This is a genomic window from Cupriavidus malaysiensis, assembly GCF_001854325.1.
Lineage (GTDB): Bacteria > Pseudomonadota > Gammaproteobacteria > Burkholderiales > Burkholderiaceae > Cupriavidus > Cupriavidus malaysiensis.
Map to the genome: position 1 here is coordinate 49,795 of NZ_CP017756.1, position 22,109 is coordinate 71,903.

29 protein-coding genes are annotated in these 22,109 nt (G+C 60.3%); 12 read left to right on the forward strand and 17 right to left on the reverse strand.

Going from position 1 to position 22,109, the window contains the following annotated elements; translation table 11 throughout:
- The first annotated feature begins 9 nt into the window (after window positions 1-9).
- From BKK80_RS36915 to BKK80_RS36920, 3 genes are all read left to right on the forward strand, one after another.
- On the forward strand, window positions 10-429 hold the full coding sequence (locus BKK80_RS36915; protein ID WP_157903452.1) for a hypothetical protein: 420 nt from the start codon (window positions 10-12) through the stop codon (window positions 427-429).
- 83 nt (window positions 430-512) lie between these two features.
- Entirely contained in the window at window positions 513-746 is a 234-nt protein-coding gene (locus tag BKK80_RS34720; RefSeq protein ID WP_071073673.1) for a helix-turn-helix domain-containing protein, read from the forward strand.
- Between the two features lie 19 nt (window positions 747-765).
- Entirely contained in the window at window positions 766-1,083 is a 318-nt protein-coding gene (locus BKK80_RS36920) for a hypothetical protein (protein ID WP_157903453.1), read from the forward strand.
- Between the two features lie 63 nt (window positions 1,084-1,146).
- Here the strand turns inward: BKK80_RS36920 and BKK80_RS34725 are convergent, their stop codons facing one another.
- Window positions 1,147-1,518, reverse strand: a complete 372-nt coding sequence (locus tag BKK80_RS34725; RefSeq protein WP_157903454.1) for a hypothetical protein — start codon at window positions 1,516-1,518, stop codon at window positions 1,147-1,149.
- 131 nt (window positions 1,519-1,649) lie between these two features.
- Window positions 1,650-3,365 (reverse strand): DUF4942 domain-containing protein, encoded by a 1,716-nt coding sequence (locus tag BKK80_RS34730; RefSeq protein ID WP_236904072.1) that lies wholly within the window; start codon window positions 3,363-3,365, stop codon window positions 1,650-1,652.
- A gap of 168 nt (window positions 3,366-3,533) precedes the next feature.
- Between BKK80_RS34730 and BKK80_RS37800 the strand changes: the two genes are divergently transcribed.
- From BKK80_RS37800 to BKK80_RS36925, 3 genes are all read left to right on the forward strand, one after another.
- A complete protein-coding gene (locus BKK80_RS37800) occupies window positions 3,534-3,662 on the forward strand; it encodes a hypothetical protein (RefSeq protein WP_257786837.1) in 129 nt (42 codons plus the stop codon).
- A 54-nt stretch (window positions 3,663-3,716) separates the two neighbouring features.
- Complete coding sequence (locus tag BKK80_RS34735; protein WP_071073678.1) at window positions 3,717-3,959, forward strand: hypothetical protein; 243 nt, start codon at window positions 3,717-3,719, stop codon at window positions 3,957-3,959.
- A gap of 73 nt (window positions 3,960-4,032) precedes the next feature.
- A complete protein-coding gene (locus tag BKK80_RS36925) occupies window positions 4,033-4,929 on the forward strand; it encodes a SprT-like domain-containing protein (protein WP_157903455.1) in 897 nt (298 codons plus the stop codon).
- Window positions 4,930-5,930: 1,001 nt separating this feature from the next.
- Here BKK80_RS36925 and BKK80_RS34740 read toward each other — a convergent pair.
- The 12 genes from BKK80_RS34740 to BKK80_RS34790 form a co-directional block, all read right to left on the reverse strand.
- Window positions 5,931-6,500, reverse strand: a complete 570-nt coding sequence (locus tag BKK80_RS34740) for a hypothetical protein (RefSeq protein WP_236904073.1) — start codon at window positions 6,498-6,500, stop codon at window positions 5,931-5,933.
- A 105-nt stretch (window positions 6,501-6,605) separates the two neighbouring features.
- A complete protein-coding gene (locus BKK80_RS36930; protein WP_157903456.1) occupies window positions 6,606-6,866 on the reverse strand; it encodes a hypothetical protein in 261 nt (86 codons plus the stop codon).
- Window positions 6,867-6,942: 76 nt separating this feature from the next.
- Window positions 6,943-7,281, reverse strand: a complete 339-nt coding sequence (locus BKK80_RS34745; RefSeq protein ID WP_071073680.1) for a hypothetical protein — start codon at window positions 7,279-7,281, stop codon at window positions 6,943-6,945.
- A gap of 43 nt (window positions 7,282-7,324) precedes the next feature.
- Window positions 7,325-7,546 carry a hypothetical protein gene (locus BKK80_RS34750; protein WP_071073682.1) on the reverse strand — a complete coding sequence of 74 codons (222 nt, stop codon included), beginning with the start codon at window positions 7,544-7,546 and terminating at the stop codon, window positions 7,325-7,327.
- Window positions 7,547-7,653: 107 nt separating this feature from the next.
- Entirely contained in the window at window positions 7,654-8,484 is an 831-nt protein-coding gene (locus BKK80_RS34755; RefSeq protein ID WP_071073684.1) for a hypothetical protein, read from the reverse strand.
- A 297-nt stretch (window positions 8,485-8,781) separates the two neighbouring features.
- Entirely contained in the window at window positions 8,782-9,204 is a 423-nt protein-coding gene (locus BKK80_RS34760) for an antirestriction protein (protein ID WP_071073686.1), read from the reverse strand.
- 445 nt (window positions 9,205-9,649) lie between these two features.
- Window positions 9,650-10,180 carry a hypothetical protein gene (locus tag BKK80_RS34770; protein WP_071073690.1) on the reverse strand — a complete coding sequence of 177 codons (531 nt, stop codon included), beginning with the start codon at window positions 10,178-10,180 and terminating at the stop codon, window positions 9,650-9,652.
- Window positions 10,181-10,450: 270 nt separating this feature from the next.
- On the reverse strand, window positions 10,451-11,071 hold the full coding sequence (locus BKK80_RS34775; RefSeq protein WP_071073692.1) for a hypothetical protein: 621 nt from the start codon (window positions 11,069-11,071) through the stop codon (window positions 10,451-10,453).
- Window positions 11,072-11,090: 19 nt separating this feature from the next.
- Window positions 11,091-11,366 carry a hypothetical protein gene (locus BKK80_RS36065; protein ID WP_236904075.1) on the reverse strand — a complete coding sequence of 92 codons (276 nt, stop codon included), beginning with the start codon at window positions 11,364-11,366 and terminating at the stop codon, window positions 11,091-11,093.
- Window positions 11,367-11,588: 222 nt separating this feature from the next.
- Window positions 11,589-11,954 carry a hypothetical protein gene (locus BKK80_RS34780; protein WP_071073693.1) on the reverse strand — a complete coding sequence of 122 codons (366 nt, stop codon included), beginning with the start codon at window positions 11,952-11,954 and terminating at the stop codon, window positions 11,589-11,591.
- A gap of 81 nt (window positions 11,955-12,035) precedes the next feature.
- The gene (locus tag BKK80_RS34785) at window positions 12,036-12,515 is read right to left on the reverse strand and encodes a hypothetical protein (protein WP_071073695.1); all 480 of its coding nucleotides are present in this window, start codon (window positions 12,513-12,515) and stop codon (window positions 12,036-12,038) included.
- Between the two features lie 61 nt (window positions 12,516-12,576).
- Window positions 12,577-13,272, reverse strand: coding sequence for a hypothetical protein (locus BKK80_RS34790; RefSeq protein ID WP_157903457.1), 696 nt, complete (start codon window positions 13,270-13,272; stop codon window positions 12,577-12,579).
- A gap of 186 nt (window positions 13,273-13,458) precedes the next feature.
- Between BKK80_RS34790 and BKK80_RS34795 the strand changes: the two genes are divergently transcribed.
- The 6 genes from BKK80_RS34795 to BKK80_RS34810 all read left to right on the forward strand — a co-directional run bounded on the left by BKK80_RS34795 (window position 13,459) and on the right by BKK80_RS34810 (window position 17,485).
- Complete coding sequence (locus tag BKK80_RS34795) at window positions 13,459-14,490, forward strand: ParM/StbA family protein (protein WP_071073700.1); 1,032 nt, start codon at window positions 13,459-13,461, stop codon at window positions 14,488-14,490.
- Entirely contained in the window at window positions 14,490-14,930 is a 441-nt protein-coding gene (locus BKK80_RS36935) for a hypothetical protein (protein WP_157903458.1), read from the forward strand. Before BKK80_RS34795 ends, BKK80_RS36935 begins: the two co-directional genes overlap by 1 nt.
- A gap of 33 nt (window positions 14,931-14,963) precedes the next feature.
- Window positions 14,964-15,956, forward strand: a complete 993-nt coding sequence (locus BKK80_RS34800) for a S49 family peptidase (RefSeq protein WP_157903459.1) — start codon at window positions 14,964-14,966, stop codon at window positions 15,954-15,956.
- 391 nt (window positions 15,957-16,347) lie between these two features.
- On the forward strand, window positions 16,348-16,491 hold the full coding sequence (locus BKK80_RS36940) for a hypothetical protein (RefSeq protein WP_157903460.1): 144 nt from the start codon (window positions 16,348-16,350) through the stop codon (window positions 16,489-16,491).
- A 9-nt stretch (window positions 16,492-16,500) separates the two neighbouring features.
- Window positions 16,501-16,740 carry a hypothetical protein gene (locus tag BKK80_RS34805; RefSeq protein WP_071073704.1) on the forward strand — a complete coding sequence of 80 codons (240 nt, stop codon included), beginning with the start codon at window positions 16,501-16,503 and terminating at the stop codon, window positions 16,738-16,740.
- 442 nt (window positions 16,741-17,182) lie between these two features.
- On the forward strand, window positions 17,183-17,485 hold the full coding sequence (locus BKK80_RS34810; RefSeq protein WP_071073706.1) for an H-NS histone family protein: 303 nt from the start codon (window positions 17,183-17,185) through the stop codon (window positions 17,483-17,485).
- 107 nt (window positions 17,486-17,592) lie between these two features.
- On the opposite strand, the gene BKK80_RS34815 is transcribed toward BKK80_RS34810, so the two are convergent.
- The 3 genes from BKK80_RS34815 to BKK80_RS34820 form a co-directional block, all read right to left on the reverse strand.
- Window positions 17,593-18,948, reverse strand: coding sequence for a RepB family plasmid replication initiator protein (locus BKK80_RS34815; RefSeq protein ID WP_418235930.1), 1,356 nt, complete (start codon window positions 18,946-18,948; stop codon window positions 17,593-17,595).
- A 1,099-nt stretch (window positions 18,949-20,047) separates the two neighbouring features.
- Window positions 20,048-20,410 (reverse strand): stability/partitioning determinant, encoded by a 363-nt coding sequence (locus BKK80_RS36945; protein WP_157903461.1) that lies wholly within the window; start codon window positions 20,408-20,410, stop codon window positions 20,048-20,050.
- The gene (locus BKK80_RS34820) at window positions 20,407-21,129 is read right to left on the reverse strand and encodes a ParA family protein (RefSeq protein WP_071073708.1); all 723 of its coding nucleotides are present in this window, start codon (window positions 21,127-21,129) and stop codon (window positions 20,407-20,409) included. The genes BKK80_RS36945 and BKK80_RS34820 overlap by 4 nt, the downstream gene beginning before the upstream one ends.
- Window positions 21,130-22,109 lie beyond the last annotated feature (980 nt).

A 22,109-nucleotide genomic window follows, 5' to 3' on the forward strand; every position in this document is an offset into this window, starting at 1 on the left:
AGCCGCGGTATGGGCTGGACGAACCTGCTGATTTGCGAGGATGGCAAGATCATGGCAAGGACGAACGCAACGAGTTCCGTTGTGGCCGCCATCGAGGCGGGCGCAATGACCCTACGCGCTATCGCGGAGCAGACCGCTGTTCCGTATCGCACCGTGAACGCAGTCGTGTACGCGCTGGAACGACAGCATCGCGTGCGTGCTGACGACTACGACAAGGCTCGGTGTGAACAGTGCTTCACAGTGATCCTGGCAGCCGTTCGTCCCAGAGCGGAACGTGTACGTCACCCCCATCCCCGTGTGCTGCTGCTGGAGTCCCGCAAGGCAGAGCAAGCCCGGGCCAACGAGACCGCACGTCATCTCCCCGCTTGGGTGCCCCATCCCATGCGCGTGCCGGCTTTCAGCGGCACCCGAGTCGTGCATCACATCTAATGGCGACGGCGCGCCCTGTACTCCTGCCCATGCGGTCTCGATGCCGTATCATGGTGACACCGTTACCGAGATACGCAGGAAAGATGACAGGCGAAGAGTTCAAAGAGATTCGGCACGAGCTGGGCTGGAGCTTCTCCCAAGCCTCCCAGGCACTCGGCGTTTCCGCCGAAACCCTCAAGCGCGCGTCTGCGGGGCGGCAGCTGATCAGCCCCTCTCTCGAGCGACTTCTCCTCGCCAGCCTTCTCATTCATCGGAAGGGACTGATGACGGAGTACGACGCGCTCCAACAGCGGTACCGGCAGCCGGCGGCCGCCTAATCCAGCCTTTGGAATGACCATGGCGACCATTCTCCTGGACGACGGGCTTTACTACATCGAGCGCATCGACCGACGCCGCGGGAGACGTTGTCCTACCTTTGGCACGCTTTGCCGACGGCGCGAGGCCTTTGCCCGCCCATCTGACGCTGATGCACGGATCGGTGTCTACGAGTGCATTGCGCCGGGGCAATGGGTAGTGCACGTCGTCTTTGGTATTCCCGCAGCGGTGGTTTCGTGCGGCACTCACTTGGACTGGAAGGACGCCATCGTGGCACTCTGGCGTGCCCGCAATGCGATAGCTCTGCCCTCTTCCAGAGATCTCGCTACCCAGCCGTAGCAAGGAAAAATCCCCAGTTCCGCGCCTGCGAAAACTGGGGATTTGTGTGGGCGGACTACCGGATCACTCCTCGGCCGCCCCGATCTCATTTATCGGGATACCGAAGGCGTCGGCTGCGGCCTGGTAGATGTTGGAGAGACCGATGACAGTTCGCCGTCCGTCCGAGGCATACGCTTCAGCACGCCCCGTCAGGTAGCGAAGGCGCTCGGCTCCAACCTCCAGCAGAACCAACACCTGCCCGTCTTCGAGATACGGGCAGATCAGCTCCGCCGGGTCAAACTCCAGCTCCTCATCGTCGTCGTCGTCGAAGTAGACGGTCGGCCAACCGCCGTCATCCGTCATACAGTGCAACCAGTGTTTTCCTCCTTCCTCATTGATAACAATGTCAAATGGCTCGAGCGACTCCTTCAGTCCCTCGATGTCCTTGACCTTCACGTAGTTGGATCTCGCTGATCCACACCAATTTCCCATTGCAGTTTCTCCACTATCGATGATCGGGTCGACGACCCGGGCCGCGGTACAGAGCACCAGGTCGTGAACAGCGCCGACCTGAGGCGACCGATCGCCTATTCCGACGGAAAGGCGTGCATCACGACCACGGACACGCCGGTGCCTTCGAACGCATTGGGCAGTACGGCTGACCACTCGTGCACCCAGCCCGCGAGGACCTCCGTGCCACGACAACTGGCAGGCAGCACCGCCGTAACCGTGCCGCCGTCGGAGACAAGAGTTGCCGCTGCACGCACGTGGGCGAGCGCCCTGCCTTCGCTGAACGGTGGGTTCATACAGACCTTGTCGAAACGAACGCCCTTCGCTTGAGCTTCTTCTGCCCAAGCAAGGAAGTCAGCCTCTATCACGTTGAAGCCTCGTGCCTGCAGAACGCGACAATGCAAAGGCGCGAGCTCGACACAGGTGGTTCGGTTCTTCGGCAGATACTCAGCCAAGTCGCCTTGGCCGGCTTCTGGTTCAAGCACCGTGTCGGCCTCACCAATGTTCGCCATTTCGAGGACGATCTCCGCAACCCGTGGAGGCGTTGGGTAGAACTGGTGTGCCTTCTGGTCGGGAAGGCAGCCCGACGTCACGATCTCGTCGATCACCGGCCGTGGATCGTATGGGAACTCGAAGTCAATCCCGGCCTTCCCGTAGGGTGTTGCGCCAACGGACTTCAGTACTCGGCCCGCCTCCTTCCGCGCTGCGTCACCGCCCACTCCATAGTCGAAACGCAGGGTGTTCGGTATGCGCCGATATTGCTCTGGATAGCCGTCGCCAACGCGCTCCGCCACCTGTCGCATCCCCGACAGCACGGCGATCACCGAGAACGGCAGTGGCCGGCTGAGGACGGGCCATTCCTTCGGCTGCTTGTTCGGCTTGGTCCGGAATTGAGATGGTATGGCGGATGGATGCAGGTGCGCGAGCACCTGGTTCAGCCGATATGCCATTTCCGGATGGATCTCGAGATGCGCGGTCCCCTTCTTGTAGACGCGAAGGCGAATCGTGCCACCATCAAGGATCATCCACTCACCCGGCGATCTGAAGGCGATCTTTACCGCAGCCTCCGTTGCGCCCCAGCTTGGCACCTCCCGGCCCATGAACTTCGCGATGACGCGGCGAAGGTCATTGATGTGGCCACACATGCTCGAGTTCGTGAGTTCCCAAGCTCCAATCACGTTGGCAACGATCATTCGCCGAGAGAATCCCTCCGGTGCATTGGTCACGTGGACTCGAGACAGCGCGCGAAAGATCCCGTCGACCTGTTCCGCGAAGAACTGGGACCGCGCGGTAAGCAGGCCCGCCAGCGTCGGCCTGACGATCTCCTCGGTGTACGGCGGGAGATCTTCCTCCGGCTTCTTTCCTGGCTCGTACCCGCGATCCTTCCAAGCGGTGAGTTGCTTACTCCAAGCGTCCTTTCGCTTCTGGGGCATCAGGTCGAAGACATCGGTCAGCGCAAGGGTCTTGGACCAGTAGGCTGCGTCTAGCGCCTTGACGGCACCATCGAGGTTGAAGAGCCGATCGAGGTACAGGCTGCGGTAGGATCGTTCTTCGCCGGCATTGCCTTCGATGAAGTAGTGAATCACGCCGCCGAGTGAGCCGGCCATCAGGTCACCGAGCTGCGTGATCCTGGTTCTGCGGTCTCGATACTCGCCGAGCAAGCGATCGATCGCATCGGACGAGACGGGAGCATAGAAGGCCTGGTCGGGCTCCATCAGCTCGACGTCGGCGGTATCCACATGCGACGCAATGGGCTCGTCGGCAGACGCGATTGCCATAGCAACATCAGACATCGTTTATCTCCTTCAGGTTGTGGCCGTTTGGCCGTGGCATTGCCTGAGGAGATGGCTGTGCGCCCGATGCTAACTTCCAGCGCCGGGAATCATTTTCTGAATGCACCAGGATCGCGTACGTTCCCACTCGCAGTACCGATCGATTCGTGGTCCACCTAGGAGTTCTCAATGAGCCTGAACGTGCAGTTTCCCGATACCGGCGCGGCCGGCGGCAGCAAGAAGAAACGCGTCCTGATCGCTGTCATCGTCGCCGCCGTCGGCTTGATGGTGCTTGGCAAGCTCTTCAACTGGCTGTAGTCACCGGCTGGTGGCCACGATGACGTGGCCACCAGCTACGAAAGGAGATGCGACATGAATAGCCCCAGCATCCTCAGCTTCGTGCTGCGCTGGCACTTCCCGCCGTTTGTCCTCGGGCTGGCGATGGTCGCCTTGGCGATCGTCGGCTACGTCGACTACGCCCAGACCCAGACCGACACCGCGTGGCAATCGCTACCCCAGATGCTCGGGATCTGGCCGTACGTGGGGACCGGGATTGTCGGCGCGCTGGTGGCCGCCAGTGCCTGGCGAAAGGGTGCCAAGCTACGCCGCGGCTGAGTGAAGCCTGCCGGACCGTGGCAAGGCACGGGACCATACCCGCAGTCTCCGTGATTGGATTGCACATCCCAAGATGGCATCGACCCCAACTGAAGAGGCGTACACCGCGCTGGATCGCGCCTATCGGCACTTCAACCAGTGTCTATTCGCGGGCCGTCTGCCAAACTGCATGTTCACCCTGCATAACAAGGGGCCCCTGGTCTTGGGGACAGTCAGCCCGAACCGGTTCGTGGACCGCATTGGTACAGTCACCCACCAGCTCACCGTCAATCCCGCCTACCTCGTCTCCCGCGACCTGTTATCAACGCTGTCCACCCTGGTGCACGAGCAAGTGCACATCCAACAGATTGAGTTCGGCAGACCCACCCGGCGCGGCTACCACAATCGGGAATGGGGAAAGATGATGAAGCGTGTCGGCCTCTATCCGTCTGCCACCGGGCAGCCAGGTGGGGCCGAAGTCGGTGAAATGATGTCGCACTACATCGTCGAAGGCGGGCCGTTTCACGTGGCCGCCCGACAGCTGATCGCCAGCGGCTTTGCGTTCAACTGGTTCGAGGCCCGGGCAGTCCCGCCCCGCCCTGGCACGCCACGTCCGGCTGGGGGCCCAGCGCCACTCGATTTGGGCACCGAACCGGCCACAGGCGTGGCCACCGAGCGCCGGCGACCGTCGGTCGCCGCGCCCACGCAGGTACCACCCGCGGACAGGAAGCCCGAAATCGCCGACACCGTAATACCGCCCTCCCCGGCGGAGACCCGAGCGCCGGCCACACGAAGCGGCACCCGGACAAAGTTCGCCTGCCCGACCGCGGGGTGCCGTACCGTGGCATGGGGGTCAAGTCGCGTCGCCCTCCTTTGCGGTGAACATGCCGTTCCGCTGGTACCAGTGCTGCCCCGTACACGGCGCACCGCACCCAACGTGATTGCCTGCGGCGACACCCCAGCCAGTGCCCCCGCCAGGAAGGCGCGGTAACCCGGCCCGCCGCCACCCTTCTTGGCGCGTACCCGGCCTATCCATCTCAGACGGGAGGTCCAGGTTATGTCGGATCCCCCAGGCAAAGTTACTTTGCTCATCCAGACCAGACCCACTTGGCTACCTGCCTTATCGGGACGGATGTGATTCACTTGGTCGCATTGCGCCTGGTCGGGCTGGCCGCCACCCTCACGTGGCGCGGACCACCACCAGGTTAAGCCGAGGCTGCCAGGCCAACCCGGAATCATCGCCCGGACCCTCTCGTAGCTTGTCCGGCTTCCCCGGCCATCAATCCCCGGATCACCCTGAATCTGTACAGAAGCACCAGGTGGCCAGGCTTGCCACGCCAAGCAGCAGCTGGCCCAGCTGCTGCCCCACTCGTCACCGAGCCGCAGGCGAGCACTACAGGGGGTGTGGTGTGGCCGCGACCTCAAACGGCCCCACCGGTAGGCGCATCGCCAGCCGGCCACACCACGCCGGCGGCGGGGTAAAGCCGCGCCCACACACCCTGGCAGACCCTCCCCCGCGGGTTGGCCCCGCCGCCGGCCCCCCGGGGGCTGCCAAGCCCACGGCACGTCATCATCGAGCCGGAGGCGAGCTGAAATGAAAAAAGCCGTCTCCCGGAGGATGACGGCTTGGGTGGCGACATAGTCGCCCCTATTTATGCGGGAGAAGACCCATCACAACCGGGGACATCAGTATCTTCGCCCCGGTCTTCGGAATCGCTTTCCTCGACCTCAACGTAGTCCAAGTCCAGCGTCAAAGCCACAACCGCGTCGATGGTCTCGTAGAACGCTGGGTGCGATGCCAGCGATCCTGGTACCGGGTGCCTTCGAATTGAACTGGGCCGTCATTCCTCGTGAAAACGACCTTTGCGCTGGCAAGAGACGCACCCGGATTTGTAAGCCGGGTGGCGTCCGCCGCCCTAACTTATGCGCCTCTACGGGGCTTGTAGGCCAACCCGACAAGTCAGCGCGTGGCGCAGCTGGCTTGGCCCGCGATCATGTCCCGTCTCCTAGTGCCGCGATCTCTGCCTTCACGTACTCAGTCAGCAGCGCGTTGAGTTGCTCCGTCGATCGGCCGGCAAAGAAGCTACCCGCGACATCTCCAGATCGCACCTTGAGCCGTTCTTGCACTGCGCGGCATGCGCTGTGCAGTGCATCGTCCACACACCGCTCGATAAGCAGCGCGTTGCGATCGTCAGAGAAAGCGAGCCAATCATCCAGGGCACGCTGAACGCGATTCGCGGCAGCAACGAACACCGCCTCCTGCTCCGCGCTCTCGCGCGGGAACACTCGGCGGATCTCTTCAGCGCTGTCGCATAGCCCTCCGATCTCATTGGCATCCAGAAACTGGTGAAGCATCCCGAACTCGGTCACGGTCGGGGGAATCTGACCGCTCGCGATGGCCTCTTGGATCTGCCTCTGCCCAAGCTCGATCGCCTGGTTGATGAACCTTCGCTGCTCGATGTCGAGACACCCCTCGTCATCGATCGCCTCATCGGCACGTTTCAAGTCTGCGCTTGCGCGCCCGCTGGCTAGTTTCGCCATATCTCCGATCGGCTTGATCATCGTAGTGTTCTCCTGATGGCCGGGAATAGCCATACAAATGAAAAAGCCGTCATCACGAATGACAACGGCCCTTGGGTTAGACATATGGACGCGAGTTACACGTCTTCAACACACGACAGCATCCTCAGTTTCGAGCATCCAACGGATGTGTTCCGACTGGGCCACAAGCGGCAGAAGCACGGCTTCGGCGCCATCGGCTTCGATCCGCGCAGCGCAACTGCCGGTTTCGCGCCAGGCATCAAGAGCAGCATCAAAACACGGGCGCAGAGTGCCAATCCGCTCGTCCAGACGGGCGAGCTCTTCCAACAGAACGGCTCGGCGTACCGCCGACATGGTCGAGCCACGCAATGCATCTTGCAAAGTCATATCAAGGACCTCCAAAGTAGTTCGTGGACCGACGAAGTCGGCCGGCTAAATGGCTCGGGCGAGGCGCAATTCCCAATCACTCCTGGGCATGCAAATTGCGGCTAACCAAACCTTCCGTTGTGTGAAACTCCTGACGGTTCCCAACGTTCTTCGTCGCGTCGGAGCGGACCTCTTCGAACATCGATCGCGGTACCGTGATACCGAGTTCCCCCAGCTTTGCCTCGAAGTACTCGAGACCCAACTGAAAGGCGTTGTCCTCGTCCAGGCTCGAGTAGAGGTATCCCTCGCCATCGCGCTCCTCCATGCGGTCGACGTAGTCGATCACCATGAAGAAGTACTGAAGCCGGCGATCCCAACCTAGGTTCACCTGGATGCGACGATCGTTGTGGGTCGTCGCGAAATGGTGCTGACTCATCTCATTGCCCCTTCTTATGCGTGGTGCGTTGCTGAGCAACTGATCAAGGGCCCGTGCGCTGCGTCCAGTCGCCCGCACGCATGGCGTTCTCCGCAAATTCACGGGTCGGGAAGTACTCCACCAACTCACGACTGCAGGGCCCCTCCTCGTCAGAGGTGCCGATGTAGAAGCCAGCCGCCGATTGACACACCTCGAGCTCCAGCAAGACGCCGCAATGCAGCTTGGCGAGCCTGCCGAATCGGCCGTGCTTCGCGCTCAGTTCCATGTTGTTCTCCAGAGGACACGGGTTCCGAGAAGGAAAAAGCCCCAAATCTTCCGAGGAAAAATCCAAGGAAAAAATGGGGCTGGTGGGTGGAACAGCTGCAAAGAAGCTTAGCCGTTGGTGCCGGTATCGGTACCTTCGAGCGAGCCTTCTGCGGGTACGGCGTCAGCTTGACCGCCTTCATGACGCTGCTCGGATTGAGCATCCTCCGAATCGCCAGCGCCCTGCTGCTGCTTCGACGCACGGTAGGCCTCGAAGGTCGCAGCAATCTGCTTCGCGATGTTCAGGAAGATCCCGTTCTTCACGTTGGTGCGATAGCCGTTCAGCGACTCCTTATCCATCTCATCCTTGACGGGAGCCAGCTTCTGATCGATCACCGGTTGGACAACATCGTTCCAACTGATTGCCTTCACTTCCACTTGATCCTCACCTTGCTTCAGCGAGGCCGCGTGATGCGCGAAGGAGCGTTGGCCTTCAGCCGGCGCTTGGTACGTGCCGAACATCGACACCGACGTGTGAACGCCGGGCTCCGCCTTCGCCAGCTTCATGAGCAAGTTCTGCGCAGCTTCACTGGTGATGTCGAGCGAAATGAAATCCGTTCCGCTCTCATCGACCAGAGACAAGCCCAGGTAGATCGTTCGACGATTGTCCTGGGTGCGCTCCGTCAGTTTCACGTTGCTCAGCACACCGGAAACGACGTACTTCCACGCCGTGACCTCTTTCTCGACCAGGTAGGCCAGAGCGATGCCGGACGGCGTGTCCTTGCCAGTGCCACGAAAGCCGGCCTTGCGCACATCGTCGCCACCAGCAAGCGCGACCGCCTCTGCCATCGACTGATCGTTGGCGGGATTGGACTCGTACATGCGGCCGATAAAAGCCGAGTACTTGTGCACGCGCAGTTCGGAGGTGTTGTTCGAAGCGTTGGTCTTGGTAACGGCCATGATCGTTCTCCTAAAGGGGTAAGGCCCGGGTTTCGGGCGGTTGACATTGCCCATCCATATGGCGTTGCGTGGCTTGTAAATTTCGCTGTCCCCACGCGCCGCAGAAGCGGGCGTTCAGTCCTGCGTGTGCTGGGCAGACCGCGACGTGAAGTAGAAGCCACTATCCGTGCTTCTGTCGGCACCTTCCAGATTCCTGCTTTGATACGGCGCGTCGCCTCGGCAAGTGCAGCCTCAAACGCCCCTTCGTCCGCACCTTCGACATCGATCTCATAGCGGCGATGAATCATCGGCCCCTCCTCAATCGATCAGCGCGAAGATCTTCGCGGCTTCTGGATGCTCGAGTGCGAAGTCCCGCAACAGGTGGAACTTGTCGCCCAAGTAGCCCAGTCCCGCGCCGAATGAGAGGTGGCTGAAGGCGTACAGGCACGCGACGACTCCTGCAGCCTCACCAGTGATGGTCTCGTCGGACCCGTTGTCGGCATTGCACAGACGGACCTGGTCGACACCGTGGGGCGCGATGAAGCACCCTCCGTTGTCGAGCTCGACGAAATCCCATCCACCACCTCTGTAGCCGTCCGCCAAAGCAGAGAGGTGACCGTAGATCTGAAGTTCGACCTTCATCCATGCCACGGGGAAATGCCTGGGAAAGAATCCGGTACGCTGGTGCGCCGGGACCAGTTTCTTGTTGATGACAGCTGGGACACTGAACTCTTGAACCATTGCGGATCTCCTAGATAATCAAGCCCGAGATTCGGGCGGTTGGCATTGCCCATTCGTAGGGCCTTGCGCCACCTATGAGGTCCGCACGATCGGCTCCGATGCCTTCCGACACCGCAATGAAAAAAGCCGTCTCCCGAGAGAGGACGGCTTTGATGAGTATCGCTCTATGCTTGGGCCGGACCGCAGGCCCTGGAGCACCTAGGGCAACGTCGCGTTGCCTCCTATGAATCCGAGTCGACCAGTGCGAACTCGAACTGTCCGTTGCCTTCGTCATCCCAGACGTAAGCACGGATGTGACAGCAGACGTCGACCGGCTTCACCGGGCTCGTTGGGCCCTCCACATGGACCAAGACGTTCCCGTGCTGGCACCACGGACAAACAACGTCGGCGCGTAGGTACGGGCCGAGCATGTTGATCGCCAGCGACTCTGGCACGAGTACCCTAGTCACTTCGACCCCGTCAGTTCGTCAGAATCCATCGTGTCGACGCGGAACATGCGCTCGGGATGCTGTCTCGCGGTTGTCATCATGGCCTGTCGTGCCTCCCTGAAGTCGCTGAATCGAGCGGTCATCATCGGATCACTCGTCGTCACCAGCGTGCCAGGCTCATCTTCGTCACTGGGTACAGTGAGCCAGCGATCTCCCAGGACGCAATGCGCACGAACCACGTAGTCCATCTTGTCCAACAGCGACGGATCGCTGCGAAGACATCGGACCGCATCCGCCCAGGCTGCGTCTTCGGTGTCGAAGTCGTCGCGACTACATTCGGCTTCAGCCCACCGCGGTTGACTCAACGTCCACCACCAGCGACCGTTCAACTCCTCGCCATCCACGACACTGCCTAGATGCACTTGGAACCCGGCAAGCTGCAGTTCCGAGACATCCTCTTCACCAACTTGTGGCATTGCGCTATCCGGCAGCGCGGCTTCATCGGACAAGGTCTGTTTCGCGGACGTGACGGCGTTGGTGGTATCCATAGCAATTCTCCTTTGGGTTGGGCCCGGTGCTCGGGCTGTTGGCATTGCCTACCCATATGGACTTGCGGGGCCTATCAGTTTCCTGGCGCTGTAGCCGGGAATCCCGTCGTTCGGCATTACGCTCGGCCGTCAGGGAGAGCGTGGACACCCTCGCGCCCGCCGCATTCACTCGCCGCCGGCGATCAAGGCACGATTTTCCTGCTTGAGGCCCAGTATGAAAAAAAGCCGTCGCCCGAGGGATGACGGCTTTGGGTTAGCGACAATGAATGGTCAGGCGGCTTCCCAGCACCATCCATCGCCAATGACGTACGTTTCGACGGCCTCGCCGTTGATCATGATCTTGTCCGGATAGACTTCAAGCGGCTCGTTACCCTCCGTGACCACTCGAACAACGTTGTTGACTGGATCAAATGTCAGTTCCTCCGGCATCAGCCCCACCAGTTGCAACATAGATCCCCGTGGAAACCAGGGCTGCTCGAACCCGTTCCATTTCCCGCCACTCGAGTACGCCAGTACCGCTGTGCCGCGCGGCAGCCAACTCCCCGAGACTTGGAGCTCGCGGTACGCCACGCCGCAAGCTTTCTCTCCGTCTACACGGATAAAGGTCAACCAGGTTGCCGCCGATCGCAGGCGACGCACGACATCCACAACCTTCGTGCTCTCATGATCGAACACCTCAACGAAACTCCCCTCAAGCACCGCACTCGCGAGGTGAAAGAGATCGGCCAGGGTTCGGGCCCCATATTGGTCAGCCACTGCCATCAGGGTTTCGACCGACTCCAGCAACTCGTTCATGAAGCGCTTGGATGCCTCCGGGCCGCTGGTGTGGAGGACCTGGTCGTGGCAGTCGCACTCACTCCCGTACGACGTACTTTTGATCTCGCCTGTCATCGTGACTCTCCAGGTATTCTCATCGGCGAATCAGAGGCCGTCCGCAAGCCTGGCTAGATGCGTTTATTGATGGCACGATGCGGAAGCTGAGACCTTCGACGTGAAGCGCGCCTTCACGTAACAGCGTGCGCTTTCCCATGTATCGGCTGCGCACTGCGGGCCAATCGGGCCAATCGCTGCGCTCAGTGTCCCAGATGCTTTTGTAATCCGGGTGGATGGCATCCCATTCCGCGCCCGTCATCTCCAGCAGTCCCTCTTTGCAGTGTTCGCTCGTCTGCTTCTCGTTTCTCATCATGATCTCCTTTGGGCGACAATTCCCGGCGTCCGGGCTTTTGGCATTGCCCATGACTAGGGCCTTGCGTGCTCTGCTATATGCCGTGGCCCGTCACTCCGGCACGTGGACGCCGCTCGCTTGGGGCTCCAGAGTGAAGAAAGCCGTCTCCCGAGGGATGACGGCTTGGGGGGGGGGGGGGGGGACGTCGGCAACACGCATGCGTGTGTCCAACTCACGCGGCGTCTACACCTGGCTAACCGTTCGGCGCGCCTGGTCCAATCTCTCCAGGAGGAATTTCAAATGTTCCGCGGCACCGGGAAACCAGCCGTACTGCTCGCGGATCCACAACTCCTTCGCATCAGCTCGTTGCTCTTCGCTCAATTCGGACATACGCTTGTCGCGAACTTCGTCGAAGTCTGGGATCCGTACCTGACCTGCGCGTTGGTTCGAATCGCGGTCGGCCTTGAGGTCCGCCAACTCTGAGCGCAGCTTCCCGGTATCCATCCAGAGCTCGTCCGCCGTCTTTCCGCTGATCTCGTGGATCGGCACGTCGGCATGCTTGATGGTGTTAGAGACCGCCTCACTTCCGACCAAGACGTTATCGGGCACCGGAAACAGCTCCAGGAAGGCCCTCGCGGCTTGCTCGCGCCATTTCCATCGGGGATCGCCATTCCTGTCCTTTGCAATAGGTCAGATGGCTTCCCAGCACCATCCATCGCCAATGGCGTACGCTTCGGCGGCCTCACCGTCGATCGTGATCTTGTCCGGATGCACTTCGAGCAACCCCTTATCCTTGGTGGCCACGCGAACCACGTTCTTGACTGAATCAAATGTCAGCCTTTTCGGCATCAGCTCCACCAGTTGCAGCGCAGATTCCCGTGGAAACCAGGGCTGCACGAACCCGCTCCCGTTCCCACCTCTCGCATATGCCAGGACCGCCGTGCCTAGCGGCAGCCAGTTCGCCGACACGCGGAGTTCGCGGTACTCGCCGCCCCCATCGGTGTTGAATGCATCGATCATCGCGTCCATGCAGCCCTTCATCGCCTCCACCTCAGCCCACAGTTCACGGGCCCTATCTTCGCTCGCTCTTGCGCGTGCTGCCTGCGTACGGCACGCCGCGCCGAGGACCACACAGGTGACGATCGCTATTCCCAACAACACCCCCATCATTCTGACCTCCTCCATAAGTTAGACCCCGCCGCGCTGGACCCGCCGGCGCACCCAATGCCCCTCACGCCTTCGTCGGCTGGGTCCGCGCCCGTCTGCCCTTTGTCGTCGGATGCAACTTGCCCCGCGTCCGGCCGACCCGGGAAATACCCGGCCGCGTTCCCAGTGTCTCCGTTGCATCGACTGGCAAGGCCTCATCGGCAGCCCTGAGTTGTGCCCGGTGCGCCCTCTGCATCTCGGCTCGCCTTGCTACCAAGGCAGGCACGATCAGCGTGACGCGCGCATCCTTGGCCATCCGGGTCTTCTCCGATATCCCGACAATCAACTTGGCCTTCTGACGAAGGTTGTCGACGACCCGGAGCAGGTTCTCCCGGATTTCCATCATCCGCTGAATCTCCCGGACCATGGCCTTTACGTCGTCTTCGACTCCACCGAAAGGCCCGAAAGTCTTCACCTGCCGCAGGACGTCCTGACGCTTGAGGCGCTTGTACAGCAACTTGCCACCTTTCGACTTGTACCACTGCACAAACTGCGGGTGGCGACCACTCCCGTCGCCGCGCGATCGTTTGAGGAATCGCACGGACGTTTTGCCGGCCGTCGAGGGTTGCAATAGCTCTAGTGCGTAGACGTGTGACGCCAGCGTACAGTCAAGTTCGTACACTGCCTTGTACACACTCTCCACTGCACTCTGCACAAGCAACTGTTCACTGTGCAATGGTGTCGGTGCGTATCGGATGGATCCGAGCAGCCCTTTCGGCATGGTTGTCCTTGCTTATTATGATTCCATCATCCTACCCATTACCCACGTAAACTGCAAAGCGATACATGCACACTAGCATGTATTCTCTCTTGTCAGTATGCTGTGCCTTGTGTACTGTTCACCGTGACCGGGTGACGGTGCCTCTGCTCTGTCACCTTCACTCAATCACCGAGGAATGGGGCGAGAATGATGCAGCAGACCTACATTGGGATCGACATCGGGCGGTCCTCCACCAAGCTTGTTGCTGCCTGGGATCACGACGGCAGCATTCAGCGCAAGAACCTGATATTCCCGTCGGCGGTATCTCCGGCCATCGAAATCACCGATGCGACAACGGCGCAGCACGCACGCTCGGATATCGTCGCGGTCGGGGAGAGGACTTTCTTCATCGGCAAGACGGCTTTGCTACAGGGGAAAGACGAGATGACCGGTGGACTGCGGGACGACTGGGCCGCGCGCCCGGAGCACATGGCCCTTTTCCTCGGGAGCTTGCACAAGCTACGCCTCGGCGGCGTGCCCCGCGTCGACACCGCGATCCTGGTGCTGGGATTGCCGGCCAAGCACTACGCTTCCCAGCACAAGCAGTTGGCGAAGCAGTTGTCGGCGCAGGCGCCAGGTTGCACGGTGCGTCTGCGCCCCCAACCGCTCGGCCCGCTGATGCGCGCCCTCTTCCTCGACGACGGCCGGGAGAACCCCGAGATCGACCCCGACAACGAACGCTGGGCCGTGATCGAAATCGGTCAGTACACGACGGACTTCGCTTTGCTCGAGCACGGGCAGGTCATCGAAACTGCCTCCGACTCCGGCCCAGGCATGCGCCTGGCCGCCGAGCAGCTCATTCGCGAGCTGCAGAATCACCGCGGAATCTCGATCGACCTGCCCGAGGCGACCGAGATTCTCGAGAAGAAGGTCGTTCGTCATTTCGGCGAATCGATCAACGTCGAGCCGCTCGTGCTCGAAGCTGTGCGGCCGCTTGCCAATGTCGTAGCGCAGAAAGCCGAGCAGTTGTTCGGCCAATCCGTTCGAAAGCTCAACGGTATTCTCGTTGCCGGGGGCGGTGCATCACTCATTCAACCCCATCTTGCGGCGCAGTGGCGGCATGCCCGCCTCGTCGAGGATCCCCGATTCGCCGTCGCGGAGGGATTCTGCCGGTTTGCAATCGCGTACCACCGCAGTCAAGCGGCGGTCAACGTCGGGCAGGGTTCGAAGGTGGCGTGATGGCCAATTGGATCCGAGATACCACGCCTCCCGAGCGCCGTCGGCTCGTGGTCAGCTACAAAACAGGGGATCCGACGGTCGCTGCGCTAGAGCAGTTCATCCTACGGCTGCCTCACGGCCAGCAGAACAAGTACCTGCTCGAAGCGCTCAAGCGCGGCGCGTCCGAGTTGCTACAGCAGTCGGTGCCGGCCGTGCCAGCTCAACACCCCCTGCCGATTCCTCCAATCTCGCCACCCTCTTCAACTACACCAAGCACTACGGCGTCGGTGCCGGCCCAGGCTTCAGCTAGCGCGCCAGCCCCGCCGACCGTGATCACCGACCCGGCGCAAAAGGCGCTGCCACGTCCGATTGGCCAGGTGCCCGGAAGCGCAACGGTCGAGACACGGCAACGTCTCAGCCGGACCGCGAACACCCTCCTGAACCTCGACGACGAATCTTAAGATTGGACCCAACTCATCATGACACCGGATCCCTTGAAAGCCACCGAAGCCGATGCCGCCCAAGGCGTCGCGGTGCCAACTTCTGACATGCAACACACGATGGCGAGTGCTGTCATCGGCGACCTGCTCAAGGAGCGCAGGACCGAGCGGCGCTGGCGTCTTGTGCGGCGCGTCGGCATCGCCTTGGCATTTCTCATGGGCTTGACTCACTACGTGATCTTCTATTCCCGTGTGTATGGGTTCAGCTTCGAGCCGCGGCAGGCGACGGTGGCCGTGATCCATATCGAGGGCAGCATCATGCAGACATCGCTCGCGTCAGCTGACAAGATCATTCCGGCGCTCAAGCGCGCCTTCGAAGCCGACCAGGTAAAAGCCGTGATCCTCGCAATTGATTCGCCGGGCGGCGCGCCGGTCGAGGCCGAGCGGATCACCTACCTCATCGATGACCTGAAGAAGCGCCACAAGAAGCCGGTACACGCGGTGATCCAGAACATGGGGGCGAGCGCTGCGTACATGATCGCGCTGCACGCCGACAAGATCTATGCCGGACGCTACAGCATCGTCGGCTCAATCGGCGCGGTCATGAGCACCTGGGATGTGCACCGCGCCCTCGCACGCTTTGACGTCTACCAGAAGGTCTACGCCAGCGGCCCTCTCAAGGCGATGGCGAACCCCTTCGTCGAGAGCTCGCCGGCGGCCGAGAAGAAGGCTCAGGACCTGATCGACATCATGGGAGGCCGTTTCCTCGACGAGCTGCGTCGCACGCGCGCCGGCCATCTGAAGGACCTGGCCGAGTACGGTACCGGTGAGGTCTGGGACGGTGCAGCCGCGAAGGACCTCGGGCTGGTGGACGAGATAGGGACCGTCGAGAGCGTGGCCTCCACGTTCGGAGATGTGGATGTGCGGGACTATGGGCCGAAGTCTGCAAGCCTGCGACTCTTCGGCACGTCCGCATCGGAGTGGCTGCAAGACGCGCTCGTGCGCAGTGCTCAGCAGCTACTCAGCGACCAGCCGGCCGTTCGCTGATCCATCCAGCCTGGAGATCGACCGTGCCCAAGCGTCGATCCTCCCCTATCCCCTCCCAGTCGCGGGCGCAGGCTCAGCTGCGCCCGCGGTGGGAACGGGCATACCTTCAGCACGTCCTCTGGACTGCCAACGGCAAACAAGCGCTTGGCAAGGTCGTACTCGTGAATGGGCAACGCAGAAACGGGTACGCCTGGTCCGCCGCCGGTGTTTCCGGCCACTCTTTCGACCTCCGCACGGCCAAGCAGTATGTTGAAGCCGCCGTCGTCTACGGTGCAAAGCAACTATCGCTGTTCTGAAAGGCAAGCGTCCTTAGCGTTGTCATTTCGCGCGCTTCTATTACTTCCCGTGTGTTTTTTGTTATCGTGTGCTCATGGCAGCCAAGTGGAAATGAATGGGTGTAGACACATTCCTTCTTTTGGCGGCAGTTGTATCTGTCGTTTCTAACGACGATCCACTGGATTTGCTGGGGAGTAAATCCAGTGCCTCGCTGGGGAGCGAGATCCTTGAAGAAGCGTTGTCCGAAGTTTCCGCATGAGGTCGCAATATGTCCGTCAGTCTCACCATGGGTATGAGTTATCTGCCCCATCCTTCCGTTTCCACGCCCGCTTTTATTGCAGCAGCCGCCACAGCGATCGGTGATAATCCGAAGATCGCCATGGATATCGCACTGGCAGCCACGGACCATTTACTCAACCGAGCACCTGTCAGCGACGAGGTCTTGCGCGCCGCCATGGCACTGCTGGTCAGCGAGGCGACGCAGGCCCGCGACGACGCTGAGGTCTGATCGCGGGTGAACGGCCAGCCCCGTCTGGCCGTGACACCTGCAGACCTGGCGAACGCGAGACGAAGTTTCGTAGCCAGGTCCCAATTCGCCGTTTCGAACTCTCCTCCCGCGCGTAAGCGCGGCACGACCTCCACAGGTAACGCCAATGTGTGGGGTCTCTGGATCAGCTAGATCCAGACCGGTTGGCCTTGCATATCAATCTGGACTCAAGAACTGCACCATGTATCCGGATAACGCCGCTTCGACCGGTATCTCGCACATCGCCTTCTCGTAGGTGGTGATTTCCGCGGCAGGCCGGCAGCGCCGGGTGGGCCTTCAATTCTCTAGGTCGCGCTAGCGTAATTTTCCGTAACGGCGATACAACGCATTCCGGCTTATCTTAATGAATGCGAAGCGGGTATGATCCGTACTCCTGCGTACATCGATTGAACGGAGTAGAACCATGGCGACATATAGGGAGCTGCTGGCTCAGCGCAATGCACTGGATGAACAGATGGCAGAAGCGCGCCAGGCGGAAGTGGGCGCAGCGATCGGGCAGATCCGCGAATTGATGACGCAGTATGAACTGACGGTCGATGACCTCGCGCCTCGGCGCCGCGGTCGACCAAAGGGTGCAGCTGCTGAGAAGTCCACGGTGGCGCCGAAGTACCTCGATCCGAAGACGGGCGCTACCTGGTCTGGACGAGGTCGGGCGCCTGCTTGGATCGCAGGGAAGAAACGGGACCGTTTTCTCATCGCCGAGTGACACAGTTGGCGCAGATGGGCTGCCGGTTGGGGTAAAGGCGATTCGACGACGGTGCGGGGTGAACACTCGATCGGACCAGCCCGCCTCTGGCGCTGCGTGGAGTGTTCCTACACCTGCCCGGAAAGGATGAATCTCAGCAGATCGTCCGCGCTGGGCTCGCCCCATGTCTCAAGCGCCAACCACTGATAGAACGCTGCCTGTGCGGCCTTGGACGGCTTCTTGCCTGTAACCACACGCTGGCTCGGCACGGTGCACTGATCGTTGTAGCGCCCGATCGCGGCTGTTTGCTCCTCAGGGTCCAACTCCCCAAAATAGCCCTGCACTTCGTTGATCCGCGCCGCCACATACTGGTCTTTCGCTTCCGCGGGCGTTCTCGCGGAAACAGGCCTTGAGACTCGTGGGGCTTCCTCGGGCGGCTCCTCAGCCTCCCTCCCCTTCGCCCAGTTCTCCGTGACAGCCTTGCGAAAATAGGCGGCGACGTTGTCGACCGCCGGGGCGTTCTTCTTGCCCAGCCTCGCCTTCGTATACGCCACAGCTTGGCGTACACGCTCGGCTCCAAACGAGCGGACAGCTTTCCGCGCCTCTGACAGCGGCACGCCAAGCTTGACCACGCTCTGGATCAGCTCGAAATCTTCTTCGTCCGGCTTCTCGGCGGCTTCCTTCCGTGCGATCCGAAATTGCAGTTCCGCAACTGTTCGCCCAACCTTGTGCTCGATCAACTCGATTGTATGGTCGGAAACCGTATTGATTTCGGCGATACACGGTAGCAGAACCGCCCGCTTGAAGATCTTGTACTCCTTGTACTTCGTTTCCCCTTCCTCCCTTCCCAGGATGAGGTTACGAAAAACCGTGAGAGGGATCTTTGCAGTGATACCGATCCGCTCGTAACGGACAGTGTTTTCCCAAAGCGCAAGTGCGTGTGCCCGGCGGAAGAGCTTGGCGATGCGCATGTCGATCATCGCGTACCGCTCAGGATTCAACAGTTCTTCGCAGATCTGTGGGGCAAAGGAGTACGAGAGGATCGCCCCTGTGATTTTTGCCCCCGCGACCAGAGTCGAGCCTGTCCAGGTCGCGGTTCCATCGCTGTTCAGTTGATCCCAGTCCACCACGGTACGCATCAGAGACTTTGCCGTCTCCTTGATATAGCCGGTGTCCTTCGTCGTCAGACTGAGCTCGGCCATCATCTCGGGGATGGATATCTGGAACGTGTTCGCTCCATCATTGCGCTCGAGTCGGTGCTCTATCGCATTCTTGATCAGCGAGTTGAACAGCCGGCGCTGTTGCAAGGTTAGAGCGCCGCCGACCGGCGACACGTGGATTGCCTGAACAGCCTTCTTGAATGGCTCTGGGACCTCGACCTGTTGAAACAGCGCGATCTGGGTATTCTTCGGTGCGGCACTGCCTTTGGCCATGGTGTCGTCGGTACGCTCGGATTGGTGAAATCTTAGGGTGATGACGTTCACCTATCAAGGGGAACTTCGCACCCAGCTGATACTTGGGTCCTGCTCGTTCTCTATACAAATCAGCTATTTAGGGCATCGACTGGATGTGAAGTCAGAGTATCTGAACCCCAAACCTTTTCACCTTCGCCACCCAGAAGCCCCAACAGCGTTCACCTTGTCGCCACTGCAGCCCGCCGTAGGTGAAGCCATTTGGGTAGCTACAGCGCTGACCACCACATTTTGTTATTTACTAGGCACTTTTCAGCAAGACACATCCCGGATGGCGTTCGACGCAGATGCGCTCGCCCCAATTCTTTTCACCTTGCGGAGCTCGCGGCCGCGCGTGGCGAAGGCAAGGCCAGGTGCCAATGGTGTTCAGGCCCCAAAGTCCTTCACCTTTCGATCGCCTCAAATCCGTTCACCTTTGCGTTGGCGGCTTGCCTGTACGTCGGAGCAAGACAATCTTCACCCCAAACTTCTTCACCTTTGACATCCCCCAAAGGTGTTCACCTTTAGCGAGCCTGCTGGTGCAATCGGGCAGAGAGCTACTCCACAGAGCTCTTCCAGACCTGGAATCCCATAGGCCGCACCCCAAAACAATTCACCTTTAAGGCCTAGATCGACGGTCCTCAACGGACTTCACCTATACCCCATATCCACAACCGTGTGGACCCAACGGTTTACACCAATGCCCCATATCCACAGCCCCCTCGCCCCAACCGTTTTCACCTTGCCCCCAGCGGGTTTCACCTTGGGGCGAGAAACTGCTTTAAAAACAATGGGTTATGGATGCTAAAGGTATACTTAAAGGGTTTACAGTGTTAACCAAACACTTAAAGGGGCTAGTGTCCTCTCGGACAGCCCCAATTCCGTTCACCTATGCAGTGAAACTGTCTGAACAGTGGAACGAGGACATAGCAAATGCTTACTTATCAGGCATGCACCTGACGCAAGGGAACCTTGGTTCGCGTTGTCCGGATGACGAGTCTTCACGGGGAGGCAAAGGAAGTGCAAAGTGCGTGCCTTTTGCCTAGCCCGTGCGTGACTGCCTAGCCAGGTCTCGTTGTTAACGAGATCCTGCTAGGCCATCTTCACAGGTGGTGCTACGGCGCAGCTACGGTCACGCACCGTGCTGAGCTGCCAGGGCCCTTACCGCAAGCTCAAAGGTCTCCGCAGACGATAGCCCGAGCTTGTCCGCCAGGTCTCGAAAAGTTTCGATCGTCTGTTCGGTGGCCTTGATGTTGAACTGCTTATTGCGGCCGGTAATGTAGGTGCGGCGCTTTCGTATCGGGGCGGAGTCTGCTGCTGATGTTCGGGCGGGTGCCGTCAGCTTGCTCGGATCCCGGCTCACAAAGCCGTTTTCCTTTGCCGCCGCTGCGACAGCAGATCTGTCGGGGCGGTTGCTCCTCTCGCGAGGGGTCTCCTCCTGAAAGTCTTCCAGGACCGCGGCCAGAGGATTGGCCCGTTGGGTGGGAGCGGTCATTGTGCGGCCTCTTGGGTTGTTTCTTGGGTGACTTCTTGGAAGCCCTTCTTCAGTACCTCCAGGACCTCTGCGGCGAAGGTGTTTGCGTTGTCGAGCGCCTTGTCCAGGTTCGACACCTCGGCCTTGGTGAGCTTCGACAGTGTGCGGCGGTACGAGAACATCGCTTTAAAGGCCGCACGTTCTTTCAGTTCCGTATTGAAGACAGGGATGCCTGCGTCGGCGAATGTTTTGCGGATGTAGGTGGTGTCTCGGCTTTGGATGGCCACTGCGGTGCGAGTGAACAACACACCAAATCGAAGCTTGAAGCCGGGGTTGTGCCGTTGGGCGACTCGCTCCTGCGCGCGAATGAGTTTGAACGCCCGCCCGGCTTGCTCGGCGTCGAGTTGCGAACCCTGAGTCGGGACGACCACGAAGTCCGCTGCGCTGATCGCGTGCGCGACGATCGTGGCGGCGGTGCCCTCGAGGTCGACGATGACGAAGTTAGAGTGCTGTCGAGCTTCGTCGATACGGTCATCGATGTCATCTTCGGTGACGTCCGAGATCACCGTCATTGTCTCGGGTGCCCCACCGTCTTGAGCCCAAGTCTTGACTGGATGGTTCGGGTCCGCATCAATGAACGCGACGCGCTGGCCGAGCTCAGCGATTTGCGTCGCCAGTATCAGCGACGATGTTGTCTTCCCTGCCCCACCCTTCGGGCTCACAAACGCGATTACCGGCATGAAGGCTCCTAGTGAATTCAATCGTGGCGGCGCCCGCCAACTTGAGGATACTAGATAGCTATCTAGTATCCGATTAGTATCATTCTAATCGGATACCAATCGGATATCAATGGATATCTGATAGCTATCCGATTGTGTCGCGTCGAAGGTTGGCGACGCACCGCTGACCTTTGGCTATCCAGTCGAGCGAGTTGACGTCGCAGGTTCCAGAATCGCTAGCCGATAGATAGCCGATAGATAGCCGATGGAATCTCCCTGCGCACGTTGGTGCCCCATCACCCTTCGCTGGCGCACCACCGTCATTGGATAGCTATCAGGTATCCGATGACGGTGGTGACCAGGGACGCTCGCGAACAGTTGCCGGGGGACCCCGTAAAGGCTAGCCGTTGGATAGCCAATTGAGTCATTGACCAGGTTGGGACCTCCATCGATCTCACTGGCTCTAGTCGAAATGGATAGCTATCGGATAGCCGATGCTGGTGGCGGCCAGGACCTTAGCGAACAGATGTCGTGGCCCCCTTGAAGGCTAGCCGTTGGATAGCTATTCGAGTCGTCGAGTCGTTGACCTGGACGGGCCCCGCCGCCATCGACCTCAGGCGGTTCAAACAAAATGGATAGCTATCCGATAGCTGAAGACGGTGGTAACCAGGACGCCGGTGAACAGCTGTCGGGAATCCCACGAAGGCTAGCCGTTAGATAGCCAATTGGGTCGTTGACCAAGCTGGGACCCGCTATCACTCCAGACGCTTCAGACCCAATGGATAGCTATCCGATATCTGATGGTGGCGGCGAGCGGGAGGCGGGCGGCCGTCGAGGTTCCCACAAAGGCTAGCCGATAGATAGCCGATGGAAACTCACTATGCAGGTTCGTGACACGCCCCGATCTCTAGCGCCCAATTCGAAATGGATAGCTATCGGATAGCTGATGGTCGCGGCGACTGGGTCACAGGCGAGCAGCCGTCGAGGACCCCGTAAAAGTT

Excerpts from the sequence above, each read along its gene's own strand:
- BKK80_RS34810 (WP_071073706.1), top strand. The coding sequence starts at position 17,183 with ATGGCGACATATAGGGAGCTGCTGGCTCAGCGCAATGCACTGGATGAA.
- BKK80_RS34775 (WP_071073692.1), bottom strand. The coding sequence starts at position 11,071 with ATGACAGGCGAGATCAAAAGTACGTCGTACGGGAGTGAGTGCGACTGC.
- BKK80_RS34805 (WP_071073704.1), top strand. The coding sequence starts at position 16,501 with ATGTCCGTCAGTCTCACCATGGGTATGAGTTATCTGCCCCATCCTTCC.
- BKK80_RS36920 (WP_157903453.1), top strand. The coding sequence starts at position 766 with ATGGCGACCATTCTCCTGGACGACGGGCTTTACTACATCGAGCGCATC.
- BKK80_RS36945 (WP_157903461.1), bottom strand. The coding sequence starts at position 20,410 with ATGACCGCTCCCACCCAACGGGCCAATCCTCTGGCCGCGGTCCTGGAA.
- BKK80_RS34755 (WP_071073684.1), bottom strand. The coding sequence starts at position 8,484 with ATGGCCGTTACCAAGACCAACGCTTCGAACAACACCTCCGAACTGCGC.
- BKK80_RS36940 (WP_157903460.1), top strand. The coding sequence starts at position 16,348 with ATGGGTGTAGACACATTCCTTCTTTTGGCGGCAGTTGTATCTGTCGTT.
- BKK80_RS34785 (WP_071073695.1), bottom strand. The coding sequence starts at position 12,515 with ATGATGGGGGTGTTGTTGGGAATAGCGATCGTCACCTGTGTGGTCCTC.
- BKK80_RS34740 (WP_236904073.1), bottom strand. The coding sequence starts at position 6,500 with ATGATCAAGCCGATCGGAGATATGGCGAAACTAGCCAGCGGGCGCGCA.
- BKK80_RS36925 (WP_157903455.1), top strand. The coding sequence starts at position 4,033 with ATGGCATCGACCCCAACTGAAGAGGCGTACACCGCGCTGGATCGCGCC.
- BKK80_RS34730 (WP_236904072.1), bottom strand. The coding sequence starts at position 3,365 with ATGTCTGATGTTGCTATGGCAATCGCGTCTGCCGACGAGCCCATTGCG.
- BKK80_RS34790 (WP_157903457.1), bottom strand. The coding sequence starts at position 13,272 with ATGCCGAAAGGGCTGCTCGGATCCATCCGATACGCACCGACACCATTG.
- BKK80_RS36915 (WP_157903452.1), top strand. The coding sequence starts at position 10 with ATGGGCTGGACGAACCTGCTGATTTGCGAGGATGGCAAGATCATGGCA.
- BKK80_RS34745 (WP_071073680.1), bottom strand. The coding sequence starts at position 7,281 with ATGAGTCAGCACCATTTCGCGACGACCCACAACGATCGTCGCATCCAG.
- BKK80_RS36930 (WP_157903456.1), bottom strand. The coding sequence starts at position 6,866 with ATGACTTTGCAAGATGCATTGCGTGGCTCGACCATGTCGGCGGTACGC.
- BKK80_RS36935 (WP_157903458.1), top strand. The coding sequence starts at position 14,490 with ATGGCCAATTGGATCCGAGATACCACGCCTCCCGAGCGCCGTCGGCTC.
- BKK80_RS34795 (WP_071073700.1), top strand. The coding sequence starts at position 13,459 with ATGATGCAGCAGACCTACATTGGGATCGACATCGGGCGGTCCTCCACC.
- BKK80_RS34820 (WP_071073708.1), bottom strand. The coding sequence starts at position 21,129 with ATGCCGGTAATCGCGTTTGTGAGCCCGAAGGGTGGGGCAGGGAAGACA.
- BKK80_RS34735 (WP_071073678.1), top strand. The coding sequence starts at position 3,717 with ATGAATAGCCCCAGCATCCTCAGCTTCGTGCTGCGCTGGCACTTCCCG.
- BKK80_RS34750 (WP_071073682.1), bottom strand. The coding sequence starts at position 7,546 with ATGGAACTGAGCGCGAAGCACGGCCGATTCGGCAGGCTCGCCAAGCTG.
- BKK80_RS37800 (WP_257786837.1), top strand. The coding sequence starts at position 3,534 with ATGAGCCTGAACGTGCAGTTTCCCGATACCGGCGCGGCCGGCGGCAGC.
- BKK80_RS36065 (WP_236904075.1), bottom strand. The coding sequence starts at position 11,366 with ATGATGAGAAACGAGAAGCAGACGAGCGAACACTGCAAAGAGGGACTG.
- BKK80_RS34720 (WP_071073673.1), top strand. The coding sequence starts at position 513 with ATGACAGGCGAAGAGTTCAAAGAGATTCGGCACGAGCTGGGCTGGAGC.
- BKK80_RS34760 (WP_071073686.1), bottom strand. The coding sequence starts at position 9,204 with ATGGTTCAAGAGTTCAGTGTCCCAGCTGTCATCAACAAGAAACTGGTC.
- BKK80_RS34770 (WP_071073690.1), bottom strand. The coding sequence starts at position 10,180 with ATGGATACCACCAACGCCGTCACGTCCGCGAAACAGACCTTGTCCGAT.